Here is a 24856-nt window from a genome sequence, read left to right on the forward strand (position 1 = left end):
TCCAGATCGCTCATATCCGATCGCGCCATTTGCATGCTCCAGCCTGTTGATCTGTAGGAATTGAATCACAACCATATGCCATTGAACAGAATTTAATGAGTGTGCTGCCTAATCAAGACCACGAACTTCAAGCTCTATAAGTGGCTGGAAGAATATCTGTCGGTCCGCTCAATTTTGGTCACTGGTGACGGTTCGATAACCAATGATTCAAAGGCTACATTAGGCACATCCCTGAAAGAACTCCTGCCATCCGAGGAGATCGGTGCGTCACGATCGATATGGGCTTTGAGGCAATTCATTCCTGGTGTTCGGACAAATGAAGACGCCTCAAAGCGAGTGTTTTCCGAGGTTTCGCTTAGGGAGGCAGGCGATGCGATTGAACTTAAGCGTCTCGGCAGTCCCCTACACTACCGCTATTACTTTGCCCTGACAGGGCCTAAGACGGTGATGCCCGATGACGATTTCAACCAGCTCCTTGAGTTTGCGAGATCAGATTTACCCTCTTTGAAGGCGCGCCTCGAACATCACGCAAGGAGTCTTCGTCAATCGGGTAGGACGTGGTTCGAACATATTCTGGACCGGCTCGATGATGCTTTCGTATCCAAGTTGGACAAGGAAACTGTCGCTGGGATTGTTCTGGCAATGTCCGATACCATGGACTTCGTCATCGCGACCGATAACAAACCGCGCGCGTTTGCCTTCTCCGTTACCAGCACTGCTGTGCGAGTGGCCGAACGTTTGTTGGTTCGATTAAGGACCGTTGACCAGGAAGCCTTCGAGAAAGTCTCAAAAGAGGTGGCTGAAAAAGGTACTGCATTGAACTGGCTTGTGGGCAACTTCTTCAGAGACCAAATGTGGGACCATGGTAGGGTTGGAGACCGACCAAGCCAGCCTGGTCAATGGGTCTTCACTGATGATTTCCTTGATGTGCTTCTGGAGATCATGAGAACGCGGCTTTCATCAACTGAAGTGCAAGAGAAAATCGCTGAAATGCCCGACGTTTCGACATTCCTGTTCGGGTGGCGGGACATATCGGGTGAGGCAGAGGCACAAGAATGGGTGGCTTCTAACAGTGCTACCGATGAGGGTTTTCTTTCTATCCTCAATCATCTTCGTAGTTGGGCCATGAGTGACAGCGTTTATTACCCCCTGCACAAGTCGTCCATCGAAGCATTCTTCGATCTCGAAAGCACTGTTGCACGACTAGCAGCGCTTCGGGGGAGCGCACACGGCGAGTTGGTTCGAGAATTGGAGACCGCCATGGAGCAAGCGCGCCACTAGGGGCTCAATAGCTCTGTTCCTCAGCTGGCTAACCTGCGATTGTTTCAACGAACTCAACCAACGGCCCAAAATCGTAGCCGTCAGCGGCCCGAAGCGCCGCGATATAGCGCGCACGGTGGTCGCTTTCGGTAGTGAGCGTCCCGCCGCCCGACCAATCGACGAAGATATCCGGATCAATCGTGGCCAGGTACGCATCCGCCATGATCCGCGCCCAGCGACCGTTGCCGTTCGCGAAGGGATGGACCCAGACCAGCTTGTGGTGAAAGCGCGCGGTGGCTTCCAGCGGCTCGTAGGTGCCGTTCTCGCGCCAGTAGCGGGCATCGTCCAGGCAGGTGCGCATCTCTGTCGAGATGTGCCAGACCGGCACGCCGATGTTCTTCTCTGTCAGACGATAGACGCCCGCCCAGTCCCAGACTTGGCCGAACAGTCGTTTATGGACCTCGCGAGCGGCATCGTCGCTCAGGATGTCGAAGGACTTTGGCCTCCGGTCTAGCCAGGTCAGCCCTTCGATGATGTTTTCGCCCTCCAGCTCGTTCAGTTCGCCGCGCGTGGTGATGTGCTTGGCCTTGAGGCCAAGCAGCTCGTCGGGCGTGAGTGGGGTCGCGCCGGTAGGCTCGTGCAGTTCCAGGGTCACTTCCAGAAATCCCTCGGCATTTCGCGGGCGATTTCGCTCGCGAGTTCCTCAATCATCTCTTCCTGGCTACGCAGGCCTTCGGTCTGCTCTTCCAAGGCCATATGCGCTCGGGTGCGCTGGATGATGCGTCTGGCCTTTTTGCGGGCCTGGGCCATGATAATCTCTTCGACCGGACCCTCGTTCGGAATGATCGCGTAGACGAGCTTGCCCCCCATTGCCTCGGCCATCTTATCGAGTTGGTTCAGGGAGATGGTCCCGGCCTGCTCGTTCTGGATTGAGCTGTAGACGCTGTTACGGGACACGCCCAACCGCTCGGCCAGAGCAGGTGCGCTCATGCCGATGGCTTCCTGGAAGGCCGCAATCCAGCCACCAAGTGGCTTGGCGAAGGCCTGAGCCATTTGGGTAGCCTGATTGATTTTGCCTTCGGCTTGTCTTTGTTTTGCACGTGAGACGGACATTTGCCAACCTGTAGCTTTGCGTTCGTTCCGTAATTGTAATCCCAAAGTATGGCAAAAACGTGAATCATGCAATACCATAGAATGGCAAGACGGCTTGCCTTGCCATATCATAGTTTGGCAAAATGACCGATCAAGCTGGACCGATCACATTCTCAATGGTGCTTGCCGGAAGTAGTACGTTCTCCCCGACCATAAGTTTCTTCGCATCCACGCCCAGCTCCCGGATCACATACCCATTGCCCTGCTTGCGAATATTCCGCATGTAACCATTCCCTACGGCGTCCAAAAACAGGCAGCGGATGTTCTGGTAGTCGCCCCAGACACCCGCGATGGCAACGAGCGGAACGCCATCGGGCAGGCAGTTCACAGTTTCAAAGTCGCGATAGTCGATGCCGTAGTCGCGGGCCTGGTGATAGCTCATGGTGAAGTGGTCGTGTGCAAAACTCATTGGTTTCCCATCCTCGTTAAAGTCCCAGGCCATGGTTGTGACCCCGTTCGCTCTGCAATTCGTTCAGCTCTGTCTCAGCCTCTCCTCGGCGGCCTTCGCTAAGCTCAAGCTCTTCTGCAACTGATCGTCCAGCGCGTTGTAACTCGCTTCTTCGTTCAACAAGCCCTGCAAGGCCGTCATTGATGCGGCCTGCGAACGTATGAGCAAGGTCACGCAGTCGGCCAAGCCAGCCAGCCGTGTCTCGATCCTGCCGGTCGAACGTGTCTCCAAGGCGCTCAATTCCACGGCTGAGGTTTCGCAGGCCGTCACCAACCGCTCGACGCAGGCGAGCAAGTCGCGCTCCAAGGCTGTCAGAGGTGTCGTCATTCATCTCTCCTTGATCTTGATGCAGATGACCGGCGTTCCGGCCAGCGTGCAGGTCTTCAGCTCGGTTCGGTCTGGGTCCAGCGTCAGCCAGGTCTCTTCCCCCTGGTCGATCCGCGTCAGGCCCAGTTCCGCCATCTCCGAGCGTGTCAGCAGGGCCGTCCAAAGCCAGCTCGCGGCCATCATCGATGCGATCCCCGTCACGATCAGCCCCGAGATCACCCATGGCGAGATCGTCAGCCAGCGCCTGATCTGCTCGGTCCGTGTCTCGAAAAAGCTCCTGTTCTCGTTCAGGAAGCGGCGCGTATCGTTCTCGATGGTACGCCGCGCGTCGCTCGCAATGGCCGTCAAATCGCTCCTGAAGCTCTCCAGCTGGGATGCCATCGAGTCGACGTAGTCCTGGCGTATCGTGTCCAGTTCCGCGTTCAGTTTCTCGCTCAGCCGGGTCGGCTTGCCAGTCTTCATGGAAAATCTCTCCTTTCAGGCGCCAGCGTTCGCCGGTCTCGGGGTCTTGGGCGGTCAGGTAGGCCTTGCCGACGCGGGGCAAATCAAAGCCCGCATCGGCAAGGGCATCGAGCATGCTGGCGCGATCCTCGATCAGACCCATAGAAATCTGATCGAGGATCCACGCATGCAGCTCGTCGCGACCATGGGCGCGGGTTGGGGCCTCGATGGTGTCGCGAACCTCCTGGGCGCGCTCCAGCTCCATCGGGTCGGCCCATCCGTGGCGCTGGTTCATCAGGTCGCGCAGGCTGTCATAGGCGTCCTGGTAGCCCGGTGGGGCGATGTTGAGGCTGCGGCCCGTGGTCAGCTCAAGGCGCGAAGTGCAGAAATGCAACTCGACTCGATCCTCGTGGCTGTGACGGACCCAGAGCATGTCATATTGCTCGCCGTCCAGTCCGGCGAAAGACAGCTGCTCGAAGGCGTCCATTACCTCGGCCTGTTGCGCCTCGCTCGGCGCGTCCTCGGCGGCGAAGCTGATCACGCCTGCGCGGTAGGTCCATTGGTGGCGGCTGGCGTCGATCAAAGCCTCGGTGCGGGCCGGATCGCCCCGCAGGACCTCGGGCAAGGGATCACGCGTGACGGTCAGCGGTTGGCCATCGGCATCGCGGACCAGGTCGCGGTTGCCGTCATAGGCCAGCACACGCTCGGCCACGAGGTAGCCGACCGGCCCCGCGCCTGCGCCCTTGCCGTTGGGAAAGAACTTGATCAGCATCACCGCGCCTCATCGAGGAGCTGGGCGAGCTGGCGTTCGATCACCAAGAGGCGGCGCGCGACGGTCAGGCTGTTGAGATCGGTGCGGCCCACCAGCATCGCGCGGTTCAGCCAGCGTGCGATCTGGTTGAGGTTGCCGCCGATGCGCCCAACGGCCAGCACCAACGCCGGATCGACGCGCGGCACGGGCTTGCGGCGACGCGCCTCGGTCAGGCCAAGCGCCTCGCGCAGAAGCGTCGCGGCGGGCAGGCCTGCGGCTTCAGCCTTGGCGCGCAGCTCGGCTTTCTCAGCCGCCGTGCAACGGAAGACGAAGGTCTCCGTCAGCGGCTCCTTTGCGCGGGGTTTGCCCGCGCCGGTGGGGTTCGAAGGGGAGGCTTGCCGCCCCTCGCAAGGTCCTGTGTCATTCGCGCCAGCGTATGACATGGGTCGCCTTGCTGTTCGCTCAGACCGCATGGCGGTGCTCCACGTTTGCGGACGTTTCAAGGATCAAATCTCGGAGGAATTGAAGCTGGTCCTGCCACTCTGTACTGCTCAACGGGGCCGGTGTCCGGGCCGGTAGCCAGAAGCCCAAGTGATGCTCATGCGGTGACATGGGCAGGCTGCGTTCCAGCGTAGTCATGCCTTCCCGGGCCAGCCTCTCGTTCCAGTCCCGGACAAAGCAGATGCCTCTTGGGACAAAGACCAGGCGCTGGCCGTCCGGGGCTCGTTTTGTGCGTGGTCCGCCGGATTGCCCTTCATCGGGCAAATCCGGCGCGGACGCGCGCCCTCGTTCTTTTCTAAGTTCTTGTTCTCTGTTCGGGGGGCGATCCTGTCCCCCTTTCGCGGACAGGTCTGTCCCGCTTTGCGGACAGGATTGTCCCCCTTTGGCGCGGCTAAGCGGGACAACCTTGTCCCCCTCCCGGCGGCGATCCGTGGCCCGTTTCAGGGCCGCTTCGGTCGGACGATAGCGCGACGACTTCCCCTTGTTGGTCCCGCGCTCGACGGTCATGTAGCCCGCCGCCTCGACCTTGTTCAGCGCGCGCTTGACCGATTTGGCGTGCTTGCCGATGGCCGCGCCGATGGTCTCAAAGGACGGGCGGCTCTCTCCGGTCTCGTGGTCGGCATGCGCCAGCGCCAGGTAGAGCGCCACACGCAGAGCGTTGTCGTCCAGCTCGTGGTCGGTGACCATCTCCAGCAGGTATTGCAGCTTGATCTTGCAGAAGGGCAAAAGCTCAGACATCGGCCCCTCCCGCGATTGCGATCACGCCTGTGATCTGGTATCTATTCTGTGCAAACTTTTCGATTTGGCCGTTGACGCGGGAGCCAGCCCAGTCAGCGGCCTTTCGGTTTCTGCCGCACCTGAAAAGGTTCGCCAGAGGCTCGAAAAGCCCAATCAAATCAAGGGGTGGGGTTTTCGGGTTCGCCAACGCAAGCCGTTGAATTCCCACACCCCGCACAGTCCTGCACGGCTCACCACTTTTTAACAAAAAAAAATATTGCGATGCGCATGCCATTGCTTTGCGGATAAGTACGTCCGGTTTTTCGAACTAATCACGGGCGACGCCGATGCGACGGGCCAGTATCACTTTGCTTACCGCTTTCTCCGGTGTCGGTTGGGGCTGCGCAATCCTCCTTGGAATGCTCAGAGCGAACCAGATCCATCCAGTGTTGGGGGTGGGGGTACCTCGTTGGTAGGATTTCCGTTTACAGATTCATCTCCTATGCCTTCAGACCGTGCGAAACCGTTTCTCAAAATTGCTGTCCTCATGCTGAGTCACCCGCGCTTTGGTGATTTCACCGCGGGTTACAAACTTGCGCGTAGTCTCGCCACCTTCAGCGGTTCCACACCTTGCGAATACATCAACAAAATCTGGGGCGCGCATGCGCCAAAGAAACGATGATCTGACAGGTCGGGCGCTTGTTACCCGTGATAGGCGGCCACTGTCTTGAGTTGTGAAAAGCCATAAAGCGCCTCAAAGCCTTTCTCGCGGCCGTGGCCGGATTTGCCCACGCCGCCAAAAGGCAGTTCAACGCCGCCGCCTGCCCCATAGTTGTTGAGGAAGACTTGACCCGCGTGCAGCCCTTTCGCCAACCGCATCTGCCGCGCACCATCGCGTGTCCAGACGCTGGCGACAAGGCCGTAGTCTGTGCTGTTGGCAATGATTAGAGCCTGTTCCTCGGTGTCAAACGGGATCAGAACCTGGACCGGGCCGAAGATTTCATCGCGGGCGAGCGGGTGATCCGGTGGCACGTCCGCGAACAAGGTGGGTCGGGTATAAGCCCCGGTTTCCGGCGCGTCCTTTGTGATCGTCCCTTCTGCCGCAATGGTCAGATCGGCGCCTTTGTCCAGAAAGCTGTTTACCATCTGCTTTTGCCGCTCGGAAATCAGCGGCCCAACGCGAAGATCCTGCATCGCGGGCCCAACGCTAAGCTGTTCATAGGCCGCGGTCATGCGGGATTTGACCTGATCATAGACACCGCGCTGTACCAGAATGCGGGAGGAGGCCGAGCAGGTCTGCCCCGCGTTTTGAATGCCCGCATTTACTAGAAATGGCAGAGCGGCATCCAGATCGGCATCGTCAAACACCAACTGCGGGGATTTTCCGCCCAGCTCCAGCGTCACAGGCACAACGTTTCGCCCCGCAGCCTGTTGCACCAGGCCCCCCGTGGCGACCGAACCAGTGAACGAGATATGGTTGACCCCCGGATGCCCGGACAGTGCGGCTCCGGCCTCGGCCCCCAGACCGGGCACAACATTCAGTGCACCTGCTGGCAGACCCGCTTGCTGTGCGAGATGGGCAAAGGCCAGCGCGGTCAGGCAGGCCTCCTCTGCCGGTTTCAGAACACAGGCGTTGCCCATGGCCAACGCCGCCCCGACCGAACGCCCGATGATCTGCATCGGATAGTTCCACGGCACGATGTGGCCCGTCACCCCATGGGGTTCGCGCAGGGTATAGACGGTATAGCCATCGAGATAGGGGATGGTCTCACCCATCACCTTATCCGCTGCACCGCCGTAGAATTCACAATAGCGCGCCAGCGCAATGGCATCGGCGCGAGCCTGCGTCAGGGGCTTACCCACATCCATCGCCTCAAGCCGCGCCAGATCGTCCACGCGCTCCAACACCAATTGTCCCAGCCGGGTCAGGATGCGACCACGCTCCAAGGCCGCCTTGCGCCCCCAGTCGCCCTTTAACGCAGATCTGGCGGCGGCGACCGCCGCGTCGATATCCACGCCCGAGCCGCGCGCGATCCGACAAATCTCGGTCCCGTCTGACGGGTTGGTTAAAGGCAATGAGTCGCCCGATGCCGCAGGCGTCCAGTTTCCACCGATCAGGCACAGGGTGGGATCAAACCAAAGTGGTTGGGTCATTTTAACCTCCATTCAGGCTCTAACAAAGGGTTTTACGCCGACAACTTCCCGATTTCAGGCAATTGGGGCGCGGCGGCGATCAAGGTTTGCGTGTAGGGATGCTGCGGGTCCGAGAATACCTGTTCGGTCTTGCCTTGTTCGACAATTCGTCCAGATTGCATCACCAGAACATGATCGGTGATGGTACGCACCACACTCAGATCGTGGCTGATGAACAGGTAAGTCAGATCATAAGCCTCGCAGAGTTCGGCAAGCAGATCGAGGATTTGGGCGCGCACCGAAACGTCGAGCGCTGAGACCGCCTCATCGAACAGGATCAGTTCCGGCCGAATGATCAGAGCGCGGGCAATGGCGATCCGCTGGCGTTGCCCGCCCGAGAACTCGTGAATGTATTTGCCCGCATCATCGGGGCCGAGGCCCACTGCCGTCAGCATCTCTGCGATCCGGTCCTGGCGTTCGGAACCCTTTGGTGGCGTTTCCAACAGGTGAAAGGGTTCGGTAATCAGGCGCGCGACACGGTGGCGGGGGTTGAAGCTGCCATAGGGATCCTGAAACACGACCTGCATCTTGCGACGCACCGCAAGGTTGGGCCTGTGGCCGGTGAAAACCGGCTGACTGTCCAGCAGGATCTGACCGGATTGGATCTCTTCCAATCCCAGAATAGCCCGTGTTAGGGTCGATTTTCCGCAACCGGACTCGCCCACCAGCCCCAAACGCTCCCCTCGGTTGAGGGTAAAGCTGACACCATCCACCGCGCGGTGGTGGCGCGGCGGTTCCAGCAGACCTTTGCGGGGAAGGCGGTAATCCCGGACGACCTGCGAAACCTCCAGAAGCGGGCGTTGCTGTGTAGGTTCAGGCAGGGTGACCTGATGACCCGAAGCTTCGAACAACATGCGGGTATAGGGGTGCTGCATATCTCGAAACAGGTTTCGGGTCGCGCCACTTTCGACGACCTCGCCGTGACGCATGATGACAATCTGATCGGCCATGTCCGAGACCACAGCCAGATCATGGGTGATCATCAGCAAGCCCATATCATATTCGCGAACCAGCCCTTTCTGCAGATCAAGGATTTGCGCCTGCGTTGTGACATCCAGTGCCGTCGTCGGCTCATCCGCGATCAAAAGCCTAGGGCGCAATGCGATGGCCATTGCAATGACCACACGCTGACGCTGCCCGCCCGACAGCTCATGCGGATACCGCGACAGAGGGAACCTGTCGGGCGGCAGGCCAACCCGGGTCAAAACCTCTGTGGCACGGGTCCGAGCCTGAGCAGGAGGCATTGCCTTGTGGATCAGGATGGTCTCCATCACCTGATCGCCGATGGTTTTCACCGGGTTGAGTGCCGTCATCGGTTCCTGAAACACCATCCCGATAGACGCGCCACGCAAGGCGCACATCTCGGCCTCGGATTGGGTCAGCAGGTCAGTGCCGTCCAGTCGGATCACGCCGTCTGCCGTTGCCCCGTTTGGCAGAAGCTGCATCACAGCCAGTGCTGTCATGGATTTGCCCGAACCACTTTCACCTGTCACCGCCACGATCTGGCCTGGATCGATAGACAGGTTCACCCGTTTCAGGATCGACACCCCGTGGATCGACAGGGACAGGTTTTCGACTTGCAGCAACGTCATGCCCGCGCCACCCTGATCCTTGGATCCAACCAGTCGCGCAGACCATCACCCAGCAGGTTCAAACCCAGCACGGTGACAATGATGGCCATGCCCGGAATCAGAGCCAAATGCGGAGCAAAACTGACCATTGTCTGCGCGTCCGCAAGCATACGGCCCCAACTGGGTGTCGGCGGCTGCGCACCCAAACCGACATAGGACAGACCCGCCTCGGCCAGTATGCCCAATGAAAATTGGATGGTACCCTGAACGATCAGCAGGTTGGCAACATTGGGCAGGATATGTTCGGCTGAAATCCGTGCTGCGCCTTTGCCCGACACACGGGCGGCAAGTATGAACTCGCGCTCCCACAGCGACAATGCGGCCCCGCGGGTGATGCGGGCGAAGACGGGGATGTTGAAAATACCGATCGCAATGATCGCGTTGATGGCACCGGCACCGAACACAGCCGTTATCAGGATGGCGATGACCAGCGAGGGAAAGGCAAAGACCAGATCGTTGCCACGCATGATCACCTCATCCAACCACGATCCTTTGCGCGCGGCGGCTGTCAGGCCAAGGGGTACGCCCAGCGCCATGCCGATCCCCACAGCCACCAACGCCACCGCAATCGAAGTGCGCGCTCCGACCATGATCATCGAGAACATGTCGCGGCCGAAGTGATCCGTCCCGAACCAGTGCCGTGCATCGGGCGTCTGAAGTTTGTTGGGGATATCCAGCGCGGCATAGTCGTAGGGTGTCCAGACAAACGAGATCAGCGCCGCCAGCACCACCAGCGACGACAGCGCCGCGCCCAGAATCAGGTTGCGGCTCATGACCGGCTCCTTAGCCTTGGGTCAACGGCTGCATAGGCCAGATCCACCAGAAAATTCACGGTGATCACCGCAAAGACCAGCAGCATCACCACCGATTCGACCGCGATCAGATCGCGGGCCGAAATGGCCTGAAACACCAACCGCCCGAGGCCGGGCAGGTAAAACACCTGTTCGATGATGATCGACCCGGCCAGCAGGAAAGAAAACTGCAAGCCGATGATCGTCAGCACCGGGATCAGCGCGTTTCGCACCCCATGCCGCCACAGAGCCTGACGACGCGACAACCCTTTGGCTCGCGCGGTGCGCATAAAATCCTCGCCCAGAATATCCAGCAGCGCGGATCGCATGACGCGGGCCAGGATCGCGGCCTGAGGAAGGGCCAACGCAATGGCGGGCAAAGTCAGCGAACGCAGCCCCGCCCAAAGGCCCTCGCCCCAGCCAACAAACCCACCGGCATTGAACCAGCGTAGGTTTATGGCAAAGATCAGCACCAGCATCATCGCGAACCAGAAATTCGGCACCGCGATACCAAGCTGTGTCGCCCCCATCACCGCCAGATCCCCGGGCTTGCCCCGACGTGCGGCGGCATAGATCCCGGCGGGAAAGGCGATCAGTGTGGACAGCGTGAGCGCATATAGCGCCAAAGGCAACGATACCCACAGCCGGTCCGCAATCATCTGCGACACCGGTGTGCGGTAGGTGTACGAGGTGCCGAAATCCCCGGCCACCATCCCCCCGACCCAGTTGAAATACCGCTGTACCCTTGATCCATCCAGACCCAGTTCAGCCCGCAGCGCGGCCAACGTATCCTCCTGCGCGTTGACACCCAGCATGAACGAGGCCGGGTCCCCCGGCGCGACCTCGATCACGGCAAAGATAACCACCGAGGCGATAGCAAGGCTGGCAAGCAATGAGATCAGTCGTTTAAGGGTATAGCGAAGCATTGAGGCCACGTTAGGGTCTCAGCCGTCACGGGTCCAGCATCTACGGCATCGCCAGACCGGCAAATGGCGCTGCGCAACCTTTGTCCCTTTCAGCCTGTCAATCCGAATGAGGCCCCTGACCCCGATTTTCGCCATGTTTGTTGCGTGTTTTTTCGATTTCGCACGTTCCGTGTTTTGCTACACTTGTTCGAACCGTTTCCGCAGGCCAGAGCGGCCAAGGAGCAATCCGGGCCGAACCAGGATTTACTGATAGTGTAGCGCTCATGCTGACAGAAAATAGAATTGAGATCGGGTTTCTGCTGTTCGATGGCTTTCCGATGGCTTGCCTGACCTCGGTCATCGAACCGCTGCGCGCTGCAAATGAGATCGCCGGGCAAGAGGCATTTCGCTGGTCTCTTGTGGCGGAAAACGGGGGAAAGGTCAGCTCCAGCGCTCATGTGCGTTTTGAGGCTGAACGCAACCTCTCAGACTGCCAGCCGATTGATATTCTGTTCCTGCTCAGCAGTCCGACCTCGGACTTCAGAAACCCGACCCAGGGGAATGGTGCGTTGCGGGCCTTGTCACGACACGGGACAATTCTGGGCGGTATCAGCGGCGGCGTTTTCCCGCTCGTGCGCTCGGGGGTCATGACCGGCCATCCGGTATCGGTGCACTGGTGTTACGAGGCTGCATTTCTGGCCGAGTTTCCCCAGATAGATGCGCGGCGCGAAGTGATCGTGTCGGATGCCACGCGGTATACTGCGGCCGGCGCGGCGGCCGCGTTTGATCTGGCCCTGCATCTGATTCAGGACCGGTTGGGCGGCGAAGTCGCACATGAGGTGGCCTGCTGGTTCCAGCATCCGATGATGAGAGGGGAGGGTGTTCAGCAACAGGTGCCCAGTGCAAGCAAACCTGCCACGGGTGAAAAGCTGCCGCCGCTTGTGGCGCGATGTGTCGACCTGTTCGCAAGCCGTATCGGCAATCCGATCTCGATCGCGGACATAGCGGATCAAACGGGCGTCACCTCCCGCCAGATCGAGCGCGCCTTCAAACAGGCCACGGGGCAAAGCCCCAGCCATTATTTCCGGTCCATGCGGATGAAGGCGGCCCGTCAGATGGTTGTCTATACCAAGGACCCTATTGCCGACATCGCTGCGGCCATCGGATACAGCTCGGTCACGCCTTTGGTGACACACTATCGGTCCGCCTTTGGTTTAAGCCCCAGCGAGGACCGGCGACGGATCAACCGGTTTCGGGTCGAAGACAACGCCCCGCTGCCCTCAAGCTGACCTTGCCTTCAAAGCGCCGATTTCATTGCGGCCACAATCGCATGATGCAGTGACCCGGCAGACGATCTTGGCCCGTAGACACTGAACGAACCAGAAGCACGGCACAGGACGAAACATCCCAGGTGATGGATTGACGTGCGGGATGCGGCACCGACCGCCATTTTTCGGCAATCCAGACTGCTTAGCAATTCCAGCACTGCCAACACGCCCTCTCCGTCCAGATCAAACCTGACCCATGCGTCTGTCTGTTCGGAAACCGATGCGTTATCCCCAGTGCTTTCTTTCACCAGATGCGCCAGATCTTCATGCGTCACAAAGGGCGCTTCTATCATCCATTGATCAGGCCCGGTCCAGAAGGCTACGATCGGCCCGCCGGTAAACTTACCAACGCCAGGCGTTTCCACTCCGATCAATTGGGATACGACGTTTCGGGTCTTGTTTTCCCGACCCAGCCGAGCGGCGACCGAGGCCAGCGCCACACCCGGAGTTTCGGTACAGGTCACGCTTCCGACCCTGTCGATCTTGGGTTCGGTTTCACCCAGCGCGGTTATTGCTTCAAGATCATGCACGGAGCCGTTCTCCCTCGGGGTCGACGAAATGGGCCGAGACGATTTCAACCTCGACCGTGAGATCGGTCACTGGCGACACAAGGCGCATCTTTTCGCCCTGACGTGTGATGCCGTTTTTCAAAAAGCCAAGGCCGATATGGCTGTCCAGCGACGGCGAATATGCTGCCGATGTGACATAGCCCTGATCATGGGCAGCATCCACGGGACCCGTGGCATTCATCAGATGCCCTCCGGCGGTTACCTTGTCGCCAGCGTTCACAGGCTTGATGCCAACCATCATCAAAGCATCTGGTTCGTTCAGCCCTTCACGCTCGGACAGGACTGAGCCGATGCTGTCTTTCTTCTTGGATACCATCCGACCCATTCCAAGGTTCAGGGCGGTGGTGGTTCCGTTCAACTCGTTGCCTGCGGCGTGACCCTTTTCGATCCGCATGACGCCCAGCGCTTCGGTGCCGTAGGGTACGACATCGAACTCTTCACCTTCCTGCATCAAACGCCGCATCAGCGCGTCGCCGTATCGCGATGGCACCGCGATTTCAAAGGCCAATTCGCCCGAGAAGGAAATACGGAACAACCGCGCGCGCAACCCGCCGCATACGGTGATGTTGCCGCAAGCCATGAACGGGAAGCCTTCATTCGAGATGTCGAACTCGGGATCCACGATCTTTTGTAGAAGTTTGCGCGAATTGGGCCCGGCTACCGCATATTGTGCCCAGGCTTCGGTGGTCGAGATCAGTTGTACATCCATGTCCGGGAACAGGCATTGCCGGACAAATTCCATATGCTGGTAGACCTTGACCGCATTGGCGGTTGTGGTGGTGACCACGAAATGATCCTCGGCCAGACGCGCGGCGGTACCGTCATCCATCGCAATTCCATCCTCGCGCAACATCAGCCCATAGCGAGTTTTGCCGACGGCCAGTTTGGCAAATCCGTTGCAATATAGCCTATTCAGGAAATCCGCCGCATCCGCACCCTGAACATCAATCTTTCCAAGCGTGGTGCAGTCGCACACCCCGACCGAGGCGCGGGTCTGGCGCACTTCACGGTCCACGGATTCCCGCCAATGGGTTTCACCGGGCAGCGGGAACCACTGTGCACGCAGCCAATTGCCGACCTCGACAAACACCGCGCCGCGTTCCTTGGCCCAGTAATGTGACGGGGTCAGGCGGGTTGGATGAAACTCCTTGCCTTTCACCCGGCCAGCAAAGGTTGCAATCGGAACGGGCGTATAGGGCGGGCGGAAGATCGTTGTGCCGGTTTCCGGAATGGACTTACCCGCAAGCTCGGCCATGATCGCAAGCCCGCCCATGTTCGATGTCTTGCCCTGATCGGTGGCCATGCCCAACGTGGTATAGCGTTTCAAATGCTCGACCGAGCGGAACCCTTCCTGATGGCTGAGCTTCACATCCTTGACGGTCACGTCATTCTGCTGATCCAGCCACGCGCGGCTGCAACCCTGAACATACCAGAACGGTGTCTGCGAGATCGGGGTATCCTCGGCCTTAGGCAGATCGGGCAGCGGACCTTTCAGGCCCAGCGCCTGCGCCGCGCCTTCTGCCCCGGATTGCATGGCGCCATGGGTGGACATCACACCATTCGCCGCCCCTGCGACGGACAGCCCAGGCGGCAAGTCCGCGCCGGGCACGAAAGCCGCCAGATCTTCGTTCCACGCGGGACGCCCCCGTTGATGGCAGGTCAAATGCACGTTGGGGTTCCAGCCACCCGAGACGCCAAGCGCGCCGCAGTCCAGCGTGCGCGACGACCCGTCTGCCAGCTCGACCTCGACAAAGGTCAGCCCCAGTCGGCCTTTGGTGTCCCTAACCTGCGCGCCGCGCAGAACTTCATAGTCATGGCTGGTCGGGGCGTCGTCACGGACGTCGACGACAGCAGTAATCCTGACACCCTTTGCGTGCAGGTCCGCAGCGGTGCGGTGGCCGTCATCGTTGTTCGTAAATATGGCGACACGTTGCGCCGCCGTGGTTGCAAACCGATTTGCATAGCTGCGCAACGCACTTGCCAGCATGATGCCGGGCCTGTCGTTGTTTTCAAACGCGATGGGCCGCTCGGTCGCGCCAGCGCATAACAAGGCGCGTTTGGCGTAGATGCGCCAGAGGATCTGCCGCGGTTTACCGGAAGGCAGAGAAGCAAGATGATCGCCCGTCCGCTCAACTGCGCCATAAATGCCGTGATCAAAGGCACCGATCACGGTCGTGCGCGACATCATGCGAACGTTTGGCATTGCAGAAAGTTCAGCGACACTCTGTTTAACCCAATCGGTCGCATCGCTGTCGTTCAGCGAAAAGGATTCGCTGTTGAGCCGCCCGCCAAGTGCGAAATCCTCATCCGCAAGAATGATCTCGGAACCGGCCCGGCCCGCCGTCAGTGCCGCCATCAGCCCGGCTGGACCCGCGCCGATAATCAGCAGATCGCAATGTCGAAACCCCTTGTCATACTCATCGGGGTCTTCCTGCATCGACAATGACCCAAGACCTGCGGCGCGACGGATCATCGGCTCGTACAGCTTTTCCCAGAACGCGGCAGGCCACATGAAGGTTTTGTAGTAGAACCCCGCCGTCAGAAAGGTCGAAAACCTGTCGTTGATTGCCAGAGCGTCAAATCTCAGGCTGGGCCATCGGTTTTGGGAATGGGCCTCAAGCCCCTCGAACATCTCAACGGTCGTGGCACGAGTGTTGGGTTCCTGACGGCTGCCCGTGCGCAGCTCGACAATGGCGTTGGGTTCTTCCGAACCGGCAGTCAGCACGCCACGCGGGCGGTGGTACTTGAACGACCGGCCCATCAGGCGCACGCCATTGGCCAGAAGGGCCGAGGCCAGCGTATCGCCCGGATGTGCATGGTAACTGCGATTATCGAATTTGAAATTCAGGGTTTTGGTGCGGTCGATCTGACCGCCACTCAGCCTATTGTCTTGAGTCATTTGGAACGCCCCTGTGCCCGGGCCACGTCACGGGCCAGTTCCACTTTGGAAATCTCATGTGTCGCGGTGTTGCGAGTAACAACCAGCCAAGATCGGTCGCCCCCCTCGTGGAACCACAACTCGCGGTGTTCGCCGGCTGGATTGTCGCGCAGATAGGCGTAGTCATAAAACGCTTCGGCCGCGTCTTCGGCCAGCCAATCGGGCCTGTTGATCAACGAAGCGTCTCCCAGATAGACGAATTCGGAACTGTCGCGCGGGCCCAGCAAGGGATGATGGATGATCATGGTGCTGCTCCCCTCAGTGCAGGTTGGGCTGGTTGCCCATACCTTTTTCGTCGATCATGCGGCCCGTGCGGAACCGGTCGAACCGATAGGCGGTGGCTGTCGGGTGCGGTTCATCCTTTGCCAGCAGATGCGCAAAGCAATACCCCGACGCCGGAGTTGCCTTGAACCCGCCGTAACACCAGCCGCCATTGAAATAGAGGCCATCGATGCCGGTCCGGTCGATGATGGGCGATCCATCCATGGACATATCCATGATCCCGCCCCACATCCGCAGAAGACGCGCGCGACCGATCATCGGCATCAGGGCCATGCCGCCCTCGCAGACATCTTCGACCACCGGCAGGTTGCCGCGTTGTGCGTACGAATTGTACCCGTCGATATCGCCGCCAAAGACCAGCCCGCCCTTATCGGACTGGCTGACATAGAAATGTCCCGCGCCAAAGGTGATCACGCCGGGCAGAACCGGCTTAAGACCTTCTGAAACGAAGGCTTGCAGGACATGGCTTTCGATTGGCAGCCGCATACCCGCCATGCCCATGACACGTCCCGAATTCCCGGCCACGGCACAGCCAACCTTGCCTGCGCCAATGAACCCTTTCGAAGTTTCAACGCCCAGACATTTTCCGTTTTCGATACGGAAACCGGTCACTTCGCAGTTTTGGATGATATCGACACCGTGGCTGTCTGCCGACCGGGCATATCCCCAGGCCACCGCGTCGTGCCGAACCGTGCCGCCGCGCCGCTGGGCAAGCCCGCCCTTGATCGGGAACCGGGCATCGTTGAAGTTCAGGAACGGGTATTCCTTGCGCACCTGTTCGGCATCCAGCAACTCGGCATCCGCGCCATTCAGGATCATGGCGTTGCCACGTCGCGTAAAGGCGTCGCGCTGGGCGTCTGTGTGGATCAGGTTGATGATCCCGCGCTGGCTGACCATCGCGTTGTAGTTTACGTCCTGCTCAAGACCTTCCCACAGTTTCAGCGAGAACTCGTAGAAAGGTTCGTTGCCGTCCAGCAGGTAATTGGAGCGGATGATGGTTGTATTGCGCCCGACATTGCCGCCACCAATCCAACCTTTTTCAATCACCGCCACATTGCGGAGGCGAAATACCTTGGACAGGTAATGCGCCGTAGATAGGCCATGACCGCCACCGCCGATGACGACGATGTCGTAATGTGGCTTGGGCTCTGGCTCGCGCCAGGCCGGTGTCCACCCTTTGTGCCCGGTAAGAGCCTCTTTGATGACCTTGAAACCAGAGTATCGCATGAATCGGACCTTTTTTTTCAGAATCCGCGAAATAACCGAATTTGGATACTCTTGAATCCGACATCTGTTGTGTTGAATCAGACACCACGACAATCAGCAGGGCCTGCTTAATCTTGCGATTTTTACTGTTGTTGGCAGTGCGCGGTGTCCGCCACGCCGTCCTGCTGCGCCGACAAGGGTCAGAACAGCCGGTAGCCAAAGCTATACACGCGATTTCAGAACCACATAGATGTGGGATTCGGCGCCTAAGACGTCATCAGAAAGACAACGACGGCATAGCCGATGATGGCGGCATATCCCAACGGGTAAATCCATTTGATCGCGTAATTGTCGAGCTTTCTGGCCGTCTCTTCCCGACCGGAAACTTTCAATTTACGCAACATCACGCTGAAGACGATAATCGTTCCTGTCATCAGGAACATGCATTGCAGAATGAAATCCAGAAACGTCAGATAGCCAAGCTTGGGCAAGTCAGCGGAAATGGCCCAGTTGAAGGCCACAAAGACCAACAGGTTGCCGCCTGCGATCTCGATCCGTTTTCGGTATTCATCCAGAAAGAAAAGCGCCCATCCCACCGTGATCAGCACCAGCATCGGCAGGAAAATGCGGATGGTGTAATATGTCAGGTGCCGGGTGCCTTCGAAGACAAGTTCGACCCGGTCGCTTTCGTTGCCCGACAAACCGGTCGTCGTTGACGTCAGAGCCCTGGCATTGCCAAGTATCCATTCCTCTTCGCCCAGCATGTCACCCAGACCGGAGTATTCATCAAGCGCGTGATAGAGAACGAATTGCGACGGAAACACCGATACGACTTCGAAGTGAAATTCCTGCGTATCGAACGGGTATTTGCGAAAGTTGAAATGCGGAGCCTGCAAGGTTAGCGAGGATTTTTCGACAAAAGTCACGTGACCATCATGACGCACGGCAACTGCGGATTCATGAATCCATCGATTGGACTGTTGGTTGTGGATAACAAAAGCCGGGGTTACCACATCCAGCTCAGCGGCGTATTTCACGAAAGCGGGCGGTTCAAAAACCCGAAAATCACGACCAAGGCTTTCCGCATCAAACGCCAGCTCCGGGTCTGTCCATTCGAACCGCAAAACAACCACGGCACCATAGTTTTCCGATTGCTGATCGACGCTGGTAATCTGGTCGATCTTGATACCAACCCCGACTTGCAGCGGGTTGTCCGGGGTTCCCACAAGCGTGTCCTGCTGCCCTTGGAACAAGCCCTGCGCAAAACCTGCGCCGGGAAGGACAGACGCGAAAAGAAAAAGAAGGATTCCGGCAACAAAGCTATTCATGATCGTTAAGAAACGCATTTCGCAATGGTGAGGCTGGGCCCGTCAAACAGGCCCAGCCAACTGGTGTCATTCCGACCAGGAAATGGCAGTCAGGTCGATAGCCGCAGTTGGAGCGTTCTCCCACAGGCCCTGAACACCTGCCTTGGCGACGCCCAGCTTGGCCAGCTGGAACAGGTACCCGTTGACATATTCGTTCGAGATGAGGCGCTGTGCCTCACCCAGAAGACGGGTCCGTGCCTCGGGGTCGGTGGTGGTATTCAGCGTCTCCATCAGCGTCTGAAAGTCGATGCTGTCATACTGGAAGTAATAGTCGGGCCGCGCATAGATGCCGATATCCATCGGTTCGGTGTGGCTGACGATGGTCAGGCCAAACTCTTTGCCTTTGAACACCGATTCCAGCCACTGGGCCCATTCCACATTGATGATTTCAGCCGTGATGCCGACCTCGGCCAGCTGTGCGGCGATAATTTCACCGCCCCGGCGCGCATAAGATGGCGGTGGCAAGTGCAGAGTTGTCTCGAACCCGTTTTCAAATCCCGCCTCTGCCAGCAAAGTCCTGGCCTTTTCGGGATCGTAAGAAGACTGGCCCGTCAGATCGACATAAGCGGGGTTGTGTGGCGCGAAGTGTGTCCCGATCGGGGTGCCGTATCCGAACATGGCGCCGTCGATTATGGCCTGCCGGTCAATTGCATGGGCCAACGCCTGCCGGACACGAATATCATTGAATGGCGGCTGTTTGTTGTTGGTGGACAGGATCGTTTCACCCTCGGTCGATCCAACCAGAACCTGAAACCGCGGGTCAGCTTCAAACTGGGGCAGGTTTTCCGGTGCCGGGAAGTTGTCGAACACGTCCACATCTTCGGCCATCATGGCCGCAAAAGCGGCTGTCGGGTCTGAGATGAATTTGAACGTCGCTGTCTCTAAAGCGGGTTGATCGCCCCAATAATTGGGGTTGCGGTTCAGTGTTATGCTGTCGCCCTGAACCCAGTCACCAAAGGTGTAAGCGCCGGTACCAACCGGGCTTGTCTTGATGGTCTCGATGCTTTCAGGCGCGACGATCACCGCGTCACCCCAGGCAAGATTGAACAGGAAGTTACCGTTCGGATCGGCCAGGGTGATCCTGACTGTCAGCGGATCCACGGCCTCGACGCTTTCGATCCCTGCAAACAATGCTTTCTGCGCGTTGGCGCTGTCCTCGGCCGTGGCCCGGTCAAGGCTGAATTTGACATCCTCGGCATCCATGGTCGTGCCGTCATGGAAGGTCACGCCATCGCGCAGTTTGAAGGTATAAGTTTTGCCGTCTTCGGAAATCTCCCAGCTTTCCGCAAGGCCGGGCACGACCGAACCGTCGCCCATGAAACGGGTCAGACCTTCGAAAATGTTGGTGTAGACAACCGAATCGATGGCCTGAGCTGCTGCGCTGGTCGGATCTAGATGCGGGGGTTCCAGCTGCATGGCGATGGTGATGTCGGATTTGGCCAAAACCTGCGTTGCCAACAGGCTGGCGCCGATCGCCACGGTCGACGCGAATGTCCGAAGCACGTGTTTTGTCATGTGAACTCTCCCAACTGAAAATCTGCGCCCATGTTTTCCGGGCCGTTTTATCGGCAGTGTTCCTTTAAACCTGAGGTCAATCAAGGGAATGTTCGCGCAACCGGGGTTTCTTTGGCCCCGGCTGATCTGCTATGCCGCACTGCAACATATGCACTGCAGGAGCCAACCATGAGCGCCACCGCCCGCAAAAAGGCCCCGAACGCCGAAGATATTCGAGCCCGAAAAGGCGGCGTGCCTCTGGTCTCGCTGACCGCATACACGACGCCTATGGCGCGCCTGATGGACACGCATTGTGACTTTGTTCTTGTGGGGGACAGCGTCGGGATGGTTTTGCACGGGCTGGAATCCACCCTTGGTGTCACGATGGAGATGATGATCCTGCACGGTCAGGCCGTCGCACGCGGGCTGAGCACGGCGATGATGGTTATCGACATGCCGTTTGGCAGCTATGAGGAAAGCCCGGCACAAGCGTTTCGCAACGCGGCGCGGCTGATGGCGGAAACAGGTGCGGGGGCAGCCAAGCTGGAAGGCGGTGTCGAGATGGCCGAAACCATCCGCTTTCTGGTCAGGCGCGGCATCCCGGTGATGGCCCATATCGGTCTGACGCCGCAATCGATCAACACACTGGGCGGCTACAAGGTGCAGGGGCGTGACGAACAGGCCGAAACCGTCATGGCAGACGCCCGCGCCGTGACCGAGGCTGGCGCGTTTTCCGTGGTGCTTGAGAAAGTGCCGCAAGGTCTGGCCGACAGGATCACCGAACAGGTTGCCATCCCCACCATCGGAATCGGAGCGTCCGCCGGTTGTGACGGTCAGATTCTGGTCGTCGATGACATGGTCGGCTTTTTCACCGCCTTCAAACCCAAATTCGTCAAACGCTATGCCGAGCTTGGCCCGTTGGCCGAAGCCGCCATCGCAGAATACGCGGCCGAAGTGCGTGCGCGGACATTTCCGGCGGACGAACATGTCTTTGCTGATCAGGCTCCGGCGAAAGGACCAAAGACGTGACCGCGCCGATCCTGCGCTCGCTGGCGGAACTGCGAACCAAGACGACAGAATGGCACCGCGCAGGTGACGTTATCGGCGTTGTACCGACAATGGGCGCACTGCACGAAGGGCATTTGTCGCTGGCGCAGGCCGCAAAGGAAAACTGTGACCGGGTGATCGTGACGATCTTTGTGAACCCCAAGCAGTTCAACAACCCCGAAGATCTGGCGAACTATCCCCGCACGGAACATGAAGACGCGCAAAAGCTGGCCCCTTATGGCGTGGATGCGATCTATGTGCCGGACCTTCAGGAAATCTATCCCGACGGCTTTTCCACCACGGTATCCGTGGCCGGTTTGACCGACATGATGGAAGGCCCTTTCCGCCCCGGCCATTTCGAAGGCGTGGCAACTGTAGTGGCCAAGCTGTTCCTGCAAACGCAGGCGGATCGAGCCTATTTCGGGGAAAAAGACTACCAGCAGCTGCTGGTGGTGCGCCGCATGGCCCGCGATCTGGACATTCCCATCGAGGTTGTTGGCTGCCCAACCGTGCGCGAGCCTTCGGGGTTGGCGATGTCGTCGCGCAATCTGCTGTTGTCGCCCGAGGGCGTAAAGGTCGCGTCCCGCATGAACGAGGTCATGCGGCGGGTGGCGGATAAGCTTGCCGCTGGCAAGGAATTCACGGTGCTGGCGCAAGACGCAAAAGCCGCATTATTGGACGCTGGTTTTACCGAGGTGGAATATATCGATCTGCGCTGCGCCGAGACGCTGGAAAGCCTGCCCAATGCCTGCAAACCCGCGCGCTTGTTCGTCACGGCCTGGGCCGATGGCGTCCGCCTGATCGACAATATTCCCGTCGATCCGGTCTGATTTCTGCTCTGGCCCCGGCGCCGTTGTTTGCGCTAAAGTCGCGCAAAATGACACCGGGGGAGAGCGGACATGACCTATATTTTAGCAATTGATCAGGGCACCACGTCCTCGCGCGCGATCCTGTTCGACGGGCAGATGAACCGTGTTGGCACCGCTCAGCAGGAGTTCCCCCAGCATTTCCCGCAAGAAGGTTGGGTTGAACACGACCCCGAGGATATCTGGTCCAGCGTTCTGCATGTGTGTCGCGAGGTGATGGAAAGCGCCGGTGTTTCGGCTGACCAGATCACCGGTATCGGCATCACCAACCAGCGTGAAACCACTGTGGTCTGGGACAAGCAGACCGGCAAGGCCATCCATAACGCGATTGTCTGGCAGGACCGCCGCACCGCCGAAATCTGCGCCCGATACAAGCAGGCCGGGTGTGAGGATGACGTCACCGCCCAGACCGGCCTGCTGCTGGACCCTTATTTCTCGGGCACCAAGGTCAAATGGCTGCTGGACACCGTTTCAGGCGCACGCGCGCGGGCTGAGGCCGGAGAGTTGCTGTTCGGCACCATCGACAGTTTCCTGATCTGGCGTCTGACCGAAGGTCGTGTCCATGCCACTGACGCCACCAACGCCGCCCGCACCCTGCTGTTCGACATTCACAAAGGCGCCTGGAGCGCTGAAATTTGCGAGTTGCTGGATGTACCCGTTCATATGTTGCCGAACGTGCAGGATTGCGCCTCGGATTTCGGCGCAACCACCTTGCTTGGTGGGAACATCCCCATTCTGGGTGTGGCAGGCGATCAGCAGGCAGCCACCATCGGTCAGGCCTGTTTCCAGCCCGGTATGATGAAATCAACCTATGGCACGGGCTGTTTCGCACTGCTGAACACAGGTGCGCAGCCGGTTGAATCGAAAAACCGTCTTCTGACGACAATCGCTTACCAATTGGACGGTCAGCGCACCTATGCGCTGGAAGGGTCGATCTTTATCGCCGGGGCCGCCGTGCAATGGCTGCGCGATGCGTTGCAGATCATCGATTCGGCCCCGCAAAGCGGCGATCTGGCGGCGCAGGCCGACCCGAACCAGCATGTGATTCTGGTGCCAGCCTTTACGGGTCTTGGGGCTCCTTACTGGAAGCCGGATTGCCGCGGTGCGATGTTCGGGCTGACGCGCAATTCCGGCCGGGCCGAGATTGCCCGCGCCACGCTGGAAAGCATCGCCTTTCAGACCCGCGACCTGTGGCACGCCATGCAGGGCGACTGGGGGGCCGAGGCGGATGTCATCCTGCGCGTCGATGGCGGGATGAGTGCATCTGACTGGACAATGCAAGGTCTTTCAGATTGTCTGGGTGCCCCGGTGGATCGCCCGGTTATGCAGGAAACGACCGCCCTTGGCGCCGCATGGCTGGCAGGTATGAAAGCCGGGATATACCCGGATCAGGCCGGTTTTGCCCAAACATGGGCGCTGGACCGCCGGTTCGAGCCAACGCAAGAACAAGCCGAACGCGACGCGGCCTATGATCGCTGGCAACGGGCGGTTCAGGCGGCGATGGCGTTCTAGCGGTGATCTTTCAACAAGCGCTGCTTCTGCCTTGACCAGTCACGCTTGGCCTGAGTTTCGCGCTTGTCGTGGGTTTTCTTACCCTTGGCGATGCCGATTTTAACCTTGGCCAGTCCTCTGTGGTTGAAATACAGAACCAGCGGCACCAGAGTCATGCCCTTGCGCTGCGTCGCGTTCCACAGGTTCGACATCTGCTTGCGGGACACCAGCAGTTTGCGGCGGCGACGTTCTTCGTGCTTGAACATCTTGGCCTGCTCATACGGCGCGATATAGCTGTTGACCAGCCAGAGCTCTCCGTCATCGACCGTGGCATAGCTTTCGGCGATGTTCGAGCCGCCCGCGCGCAGGGATTTGACCTCGGACCCATGCAGGATGATGCCACATTCAATGTCCTCTTCGATTGCGTAATCGAAGCGGGCGCGCCGGTTTTCGGCGATTACCTTGTAATTCGGGTCTGTCTTCTGCTTGGCCATGACGCGTTGATTTAGGCGGCTTGGGCCGCCCTTGCAAGGCAGGGATTTTCGGAGTGCGTCAGGATTTGGCAGAAATGATCAGGTCCGGGCCGAAAATCGTGTCCGCATGGTTGTGCAGGTAGATCTTGAGCCACGGTGTAAACCGGTCCGGGTGGCGGGCCACTTCGGCCAACAGGTCATGGTAGTCGATCCAGCGGATATCCATGACTTCGTCCGGATTAGGTGAGATTTTCAGCGGTCCGCGCACATGGGCCAGAAAAACGTCGACAACTTCGTTTTCCACCATGCCGTTCCCAACATCGGCGTGGTATTCCAAACGGTGACGGTATTCAGGGTAAAGACCTGTGATCCCCAGCTCTTCGTTCAAGCGGCGCACGGCGCAGGTTGAGGAGCTTTCGTCCCAGTCGGGATGCGTGCAGCAAGTGTTCGCCCACAGGCCGGGCGTGTGGTATTTGCCCAGCGCCCGGCGCTGCAACAAAATCTCGGTGCCCCTTACGACAAACACCGACACGGCCTTGTGCTTGAGGCCCTTTTCGTGAGCTTCAAGTTTGTCTACCGGGGTCAATTCACCATCAACCCAAGCCGGGATCATAATGCCCATCTGTCCTCTCCTGCTGCCAATCCGCCTGACGGGCGCTGATGTTGGGTTTAGCTATT

General features: G+C 59.0%; 23 protein-coding genes. 5 read left to right on the top strand and 18 right to left on the bottom strand.

All coding sequences use genetic code 11. The features are described 5' to 3' along the window. The first annotated feature begins 99 nt into the window (after positions 1–99). A complete protein-coding gene (locus tag AC2FLZ_RS18215; RefSeq protein ID WP_496882544.1) occupies positions 100–1281 on the top strand; it encodes a hypothetical protein in 1182 nt (393 codons plus the stop codon). Between the two features lie 28 nt (positions 1282–1309). Here the strand turns inward: AC2FLZ_RS18215 and AC2FLZ_RS18220 are convergent, their stop codons facing one another. From AC2FLZ_RS18220 to AC2FLZ_RS18265, 10 genes are all read right to left on the bottom strand, one after another. Then, entirely contained in the window at positions 1310–1915 is a 606-nt protein-coding gene (locus tag AC2FLZ_RS18220) for a mobile mystery protein B (protein ID WP_496882545.1), read from the bottom strand. Further along, positions 1912–2451, bottom strand: coding sequence for a mobile mystery protein A (locus AC2FLZ_RS18225; protein ID WP_496882546.1), 540 nt, complete (start codon positions 2449–2451; stop codon positions 1912–1914). The genes AC2FLZ_RS18220 and AC2FLZ_RS18225 overlap by 4 nt, the downstream gene beginning before the upstream one ends. Before the next feature lie 52 nt (positions 2452–2503). Next, positions 2504–2794, bottom strand: coding sequence for a hypothetical protein (locus AC2FLZ_RS18230; RefSeq protein ID WP_496882547.1), 291 nt, complete (start codon positions 2792–2794; stop codon positions 2504–2506). 43 nt (positions 2795–2837) lie between these two features. Continuing rightward, complete coding sequence (locus AC2FLZ_RS18235) at positions 2838–4400, bottom strand: relaxase family protein (RefSeq protein WP_496882548.1); 1563 nt, start codon at positions 4398–4400, stop codon at positions 2838–2840. After that, positions 4400–4822, bottom strand: coding sequence for a plasmid mobilization protein (locus tag AC2FLZ_RS18240; RefSeq protein WP_496882549.1), 423 nt, complete (start codon positions 4820–4822; stop codon positions 4400–4402). The genes AC2FLZ_RS18235 and AC2FLZ_RS18240 overlap by 1 nt, the downstream gene beginning before the upstream one ends. A gap of 19 nt (positions 4823–4841) precedes the next feature. Then, the gene (locus tag AC2FLZ_RS18245) at positions 4842–5618 is read right to left on the bottom strand and encodes a helix-turn-helix domain-containing protein (RefSeq protein WP_496882550.1); all 777 of its coding nucleotides are present in this window, start codon (positions 5616–5618) and stop codon (positions 4842–4844) included. Between the two features lie 681 nt (positions 5619–6299). Beyond that, positions 6300–7751, bottom strand: coding sequence for an aldehyde dehydrogenase family protein (locus tag AC2FLZ_RS18250; protein ID WP_496821716.1), 1452 nt, complete (start codon positions 7749–7751; stop codon positions 6300–6302). Positions 7752–7783: 32 nt separating this feature from the next. Continuing rightward, positions 7784–9382 (bottom strand): ABC transporter ATP-binding protein, encoded by a 1599-nt coding sequence (locus tag AC2FLZ_RS18255; protein WP_496882551.1) that lies wholly within the window; start codon positions 9380–9382, stop codon positions 7784–7786. Next, positions 9379–10194, bottom strand: coding sequence for an ABC transporter permease (locus tag AC2FLZ_RS18260; RefSeq protein ID WP_480474542.1), 816 nt, complete (start codon positions 10192–10194; stop codon positions 9379–9381). Before AC2FLZ_RS18260 ends, AC2FLZ_RS18255 begins: the two co-directional genes overlap by 4 nt. Beyond that, positions 10191–11138 (bottom strand): ABC transporter permease, encoded by a 948-nt coding sequence (locus AC2FLZ_RS18265; protein ID WP_496882552.1) that lies wholly within the window; start codon positions 11136–11138, stop codon positions 10191–10193. The genes AC2FLZ_RS18260 and AC2FLZ_RS18265 overlap by 4 nt, the downstream gene beginning before the upstream one ends. 263 nt (positions 11139–11401) lie before the next feature. On the opposite strand from AC2FLZ_RS18265, the gene AC2FLZ_RS18270 reads away from it, so the two are divergent. Further along, positions 11402–12406, top strand: a complete 1005-nt coding sequence (locus tag AC2FLZ_RS18270) for a GlxA family transcriptional regulator (protein WP_496714624.1) — start codon at positions 11402–11404, stop codon at positions 12404–12406. 8 nt (positions 12407–12414) lie between these two features. Here AC2FLZ_RS18270 and AC2FLZ_RS18275 read toward each other — a convergent pair whose 3' ends face one another. The 6 genes from AC2FLZ_RS18275 to AC2FLZ_RS18300 all read right to left on the bottom strand — a co-directional run bounded on the left by AC2FLZ_RS18275 (position 12415) and on the right by AC2FLZ_RS18300 (position 20322). Continuing rightward, positions 12415–12975 carry a sarcosine oxidase subunit gamma gene (locus AC2FLZ_RS18275; RefSeq protein WP_496714623.1) on the bottom strand — a complete coding sequence of 187 codons (561 nt, stop codon included), beginning with the start codon at positions 12973–12975 and terminating at the stop codon, positions 12415–12417. Then, on the bottom strand, positions 12968–15913 hold the full coding sequence (locus tag AC2FLZ_RS18280; RefSeq protein ID WP_496882553.1) for a sarcosine oxidase subunit alpha family protein: 2946 nt from the start codon (positions 15911–15913) through the stop codon (positions 12968–12970). Before AC2FLZ_RS18280 ends, AC2FLZ_RS18275 begins: the two co-directional genes overlap by 8 nt. Continuing rightward, positions 15910–16197 (bottom strand): sarcosine oxidase subunit delta, encoded by a 288-nt coding sequence (locus tag AC2FLZ_RS18285; protein WP_480474536.1) that lies wholly within the window; start codon positions 16195–16197, stop codon positions 15910–15912. Before AC2FLZ_RS18285 ends, AC2FLZ_RS18280 begins: the two co-directional genes overlap by 4 nt. A gap of 13 nt (positions 16198–16210) precedes the next feature. Continuing rightward, positions 16211–17461: a sarcosine oxidase subunit beta family protein gene (locus AC2FLZ_RS18290; protein ID WP_480606105.1), complete on the bottom strand. Its 1251-nt coding sequence runs from the start codon at positions 17459–17461 to the stop codon at positions 16211–16213. Between the two features lie 245 nt (positions 17462–17706). Beyond that, positions 17707–18786 (bottom strand): ligand-gated ion channel, encoded by a 1080-nt coding sequence (locus AC2FLZ_RS18295; RefSeq protein ID WP_496882554.1) that lies wholly within the window; start codon positions 18784–18786, stop codon positions 17707–17709. A 48-nt stretch (positions 18787–18834) separates the two neighbouring features. Then, positions 18835–20322 (bottom strand): ABC transporter substrate-binding protein, encoded by a 1488-nt coding sequence (locus AC2FLZ_RS18300; protein WP_496882555.1) that lies wholly within the window; start codon positions 20320–20322, stop codon positions 18835–18837. Between the two features lie 168 nt (positions 20323–20490). Here AC2FLZ_RS18300 and panB point away from each other — a divergent pair, with 168 nt between their 5' ends. The 3 genes from panB to glpK all read left to right on the top strand — a co-directional run bounded on the left by panB (position 20491) and on the right by glpK (position 23726). Then, positions 20491–21330: a 3-methyl-2-oxobutanoate hydroxymethyltransferase gene (gene panB / locus AC2FLZ_RS18305; RefSeq protein ID WP_480519593.1), complete on the top strand. Its 840-nt coding sequence runs from the start codon at positions 20491–20493 to the stop codon at positions 21328–21330. Continuing rightward, positions 21327–22178: a pantoate--beta-alanine ligase gene (gene panC / locus AC2FLZ_RS18310; RefSeq protein WP_480519591.1), complete on the top strand. Its 852-nt coding sequence runs from the start codon at positions 21327–21329 to the stop codon at positions 22176–22178. The genes panB and panC overlap by 4 nt, the downstream gene beginning before the upstream one ends. Positions 22179–22247: 69 nt before the next feature. Continuing rightward, positions 22248–23726 (top strand): glycerol kinase GlpK, encoded by a 1479-nt coding sequence (glpK, locus tag AC2FLZ_RS18315; protein ID WP_496882556.1) that lies wholly within the window; start codon positions 22248–22250, stop codon positions 23724–23726. Here the strand turns inward: glpK and smpB are convergent. Both smpB and idi read right to left on the bottom strand, forming a co-directional pair. Further along, the gene (gene smpB, locus AC2FLZ_RS18320) at positions 23723–24199 is read right to left on the bottom strand and encodes an SsrA-binding protein SmpB (RefSeq protein ID WP_496882557.1); all 477 of its coding nucleotides are present in this window, start codon (positions 24197–24199) and stop codon (positions 23723–23725) included. The two genes, glpK and smpB, sit on opposite strands and share 4 nt — an antisense overlap. 58 nt (positions 24200–24257) lie before the next feature. After that, positions 24258–24800: an isopentenyl-diphosphate Delta-isomerase gene (idi, locus tag AC2FLZ_RS18325; protein ID WP_496808125.1), complete on the bottom strand. Its 543-nt coding sequence runs from the start codon at positions 24798–24800 to the stop codon at positions 24258–24260. Positions 24801–24856: the final 56 nt, after the last annotated feature.

It is taken from the genome of Ruegeria sp. YKSF131 (assembly GCF_059612645.1).

Bases quoted from the DNA above. Each gene is read 5' to 3' on its own strand.
- AC2FLZ_RS18225 (WP_496882546.1), bottom strand. From the start codon at position 2,451: ATGGTATTGCATGATTCACGTTTTTGCCATACTTTGGGATTACAATTA.
- AC2FLZ_RS18280 (WP_496882553.1), bottom strand. From the start codon at position 15,913: ATGACTCAAGACAATAGGCTGAGTGGCGGTCAGATCGACCGCACCAAA.
- AC2FLZ_RS18235 (WP_496882548.1), bottom strand. From the start codon at position 4,400: ATGCTGATCAAGTTCTTTCCCAACGGCAAGGGCGCAGGCGCGGGGCCG.
- smpB (WP_496882557.1), bottom strand. From the start codon at position 24,199: ATGGCCAAGCAGAAGACAGACCCGAATTACAAGGTAATCGCCGAAAAC.
- AC2FLZ_RS18285 (WP_480474536.1), bottom strand. From the start codon at position 16,197: ATGATCATCCATCATCCCTTGCTGGGCCCGCGCGACAGTTCCGAATTC.
- AC2FLZ_RS18295 (WP_496882554.1), bottom strand. From the start codon at position 18,786: ATGCGTTTCTTAACGATCATGAATAGCTTTGTTGCCGGAATCCTTCTT.
- AC2FLZ_RS18265 (WP_496882552.1), bottom strand. From the start codon at position 11,138: ATGCTTCGCTATACCCTTAAACGACTGATCTCATTGCTTGCCAGCCTT.
- AC2FLZ_RS18240 (WP_496882549.1), bottom strand. From the start codon at position 4,822: ATGTCATACGCTGGCGCGAATGACACAGGACCTTGCGAGGGGCGGCAA.
- AC2FLZ_RS18290 (WP_480606105.1), bottom strand. From the start codon at position 17,461: ATGCGATACTCTGGTTTCAAGGTCATCAAAGAGGCTCTTACCGGGCAC.
- AC2FLZ_RS18255 (WP_496882551.1), bottom strand. From the start codon at position 9,382: ATGACGTTGCTGCAAGTCGAAAACCTGTCCCTGTCGATCCACGGGGTG.
- AC2FLZ_RS18260 (WP_480474542.1), bottom strand. From the start codon at position 10,194: ATGAGCCGCAACCTGATTCTGGGCGCGGCGCTGTCGTCGCTGGTGGTG.
- idi (WP_496808125.1), bottom strand. From the start codon at position 24,800: ATGGGCATTATGATCCCGGCTTGGGTTGATGGTGAATTGACCCCGGTA.
- AC2FLZ_RS18250 (WP_496821716.1), bottom strand. From the start codon at position 7,751: ATGACCCAACCACTTTGGTTTGATCCCACCCTGTGCCTGATCGGTGGA.
- glpK (WP_496882556.1), top strand. From the start codon at position 22,248: ATGACCTATATTTTAGCAATTGATCAGGGCACCACGTCCTCGCGCGCG.
- panB (WP_480519593.1), top strand. From the start codon at position 20,491: ATGAGCGCCACCGCCCGCAAAAAGGCCCCGAACGCCGAAGATATTCGA.
- AC2FLZ_RS18300 (WP_496882555.1), bottom strand. From the start codon at position 20,322: ATGACAAAACACGTGCTTCGGACATTCGCGTCGACCGTGGCGATCGGC.
- AC2FLZ_RS18245 (WP_496882550.1), bottom strand. From the start codon at position 5,618: ATGTCTGAGCTTTTGCCCTTCTGCAAGATCAAGCTGCAATACCTGCTG.
- AC2FLZ_RS18230 (WP_496882547.1), bottom strand. From the start codon at position 2,794: ATGAGCTATCACCAGGCCCGCGACTACGGCATCGACTATCGCGACTTT.
- AC2FLZ_RS18270 (WP_496714624.1), top strand. From the start codon at position 11,402: ATGCTGACAGAAAATAGAATTGAGATCGGGTTTCTGCTGTTCGATGGC.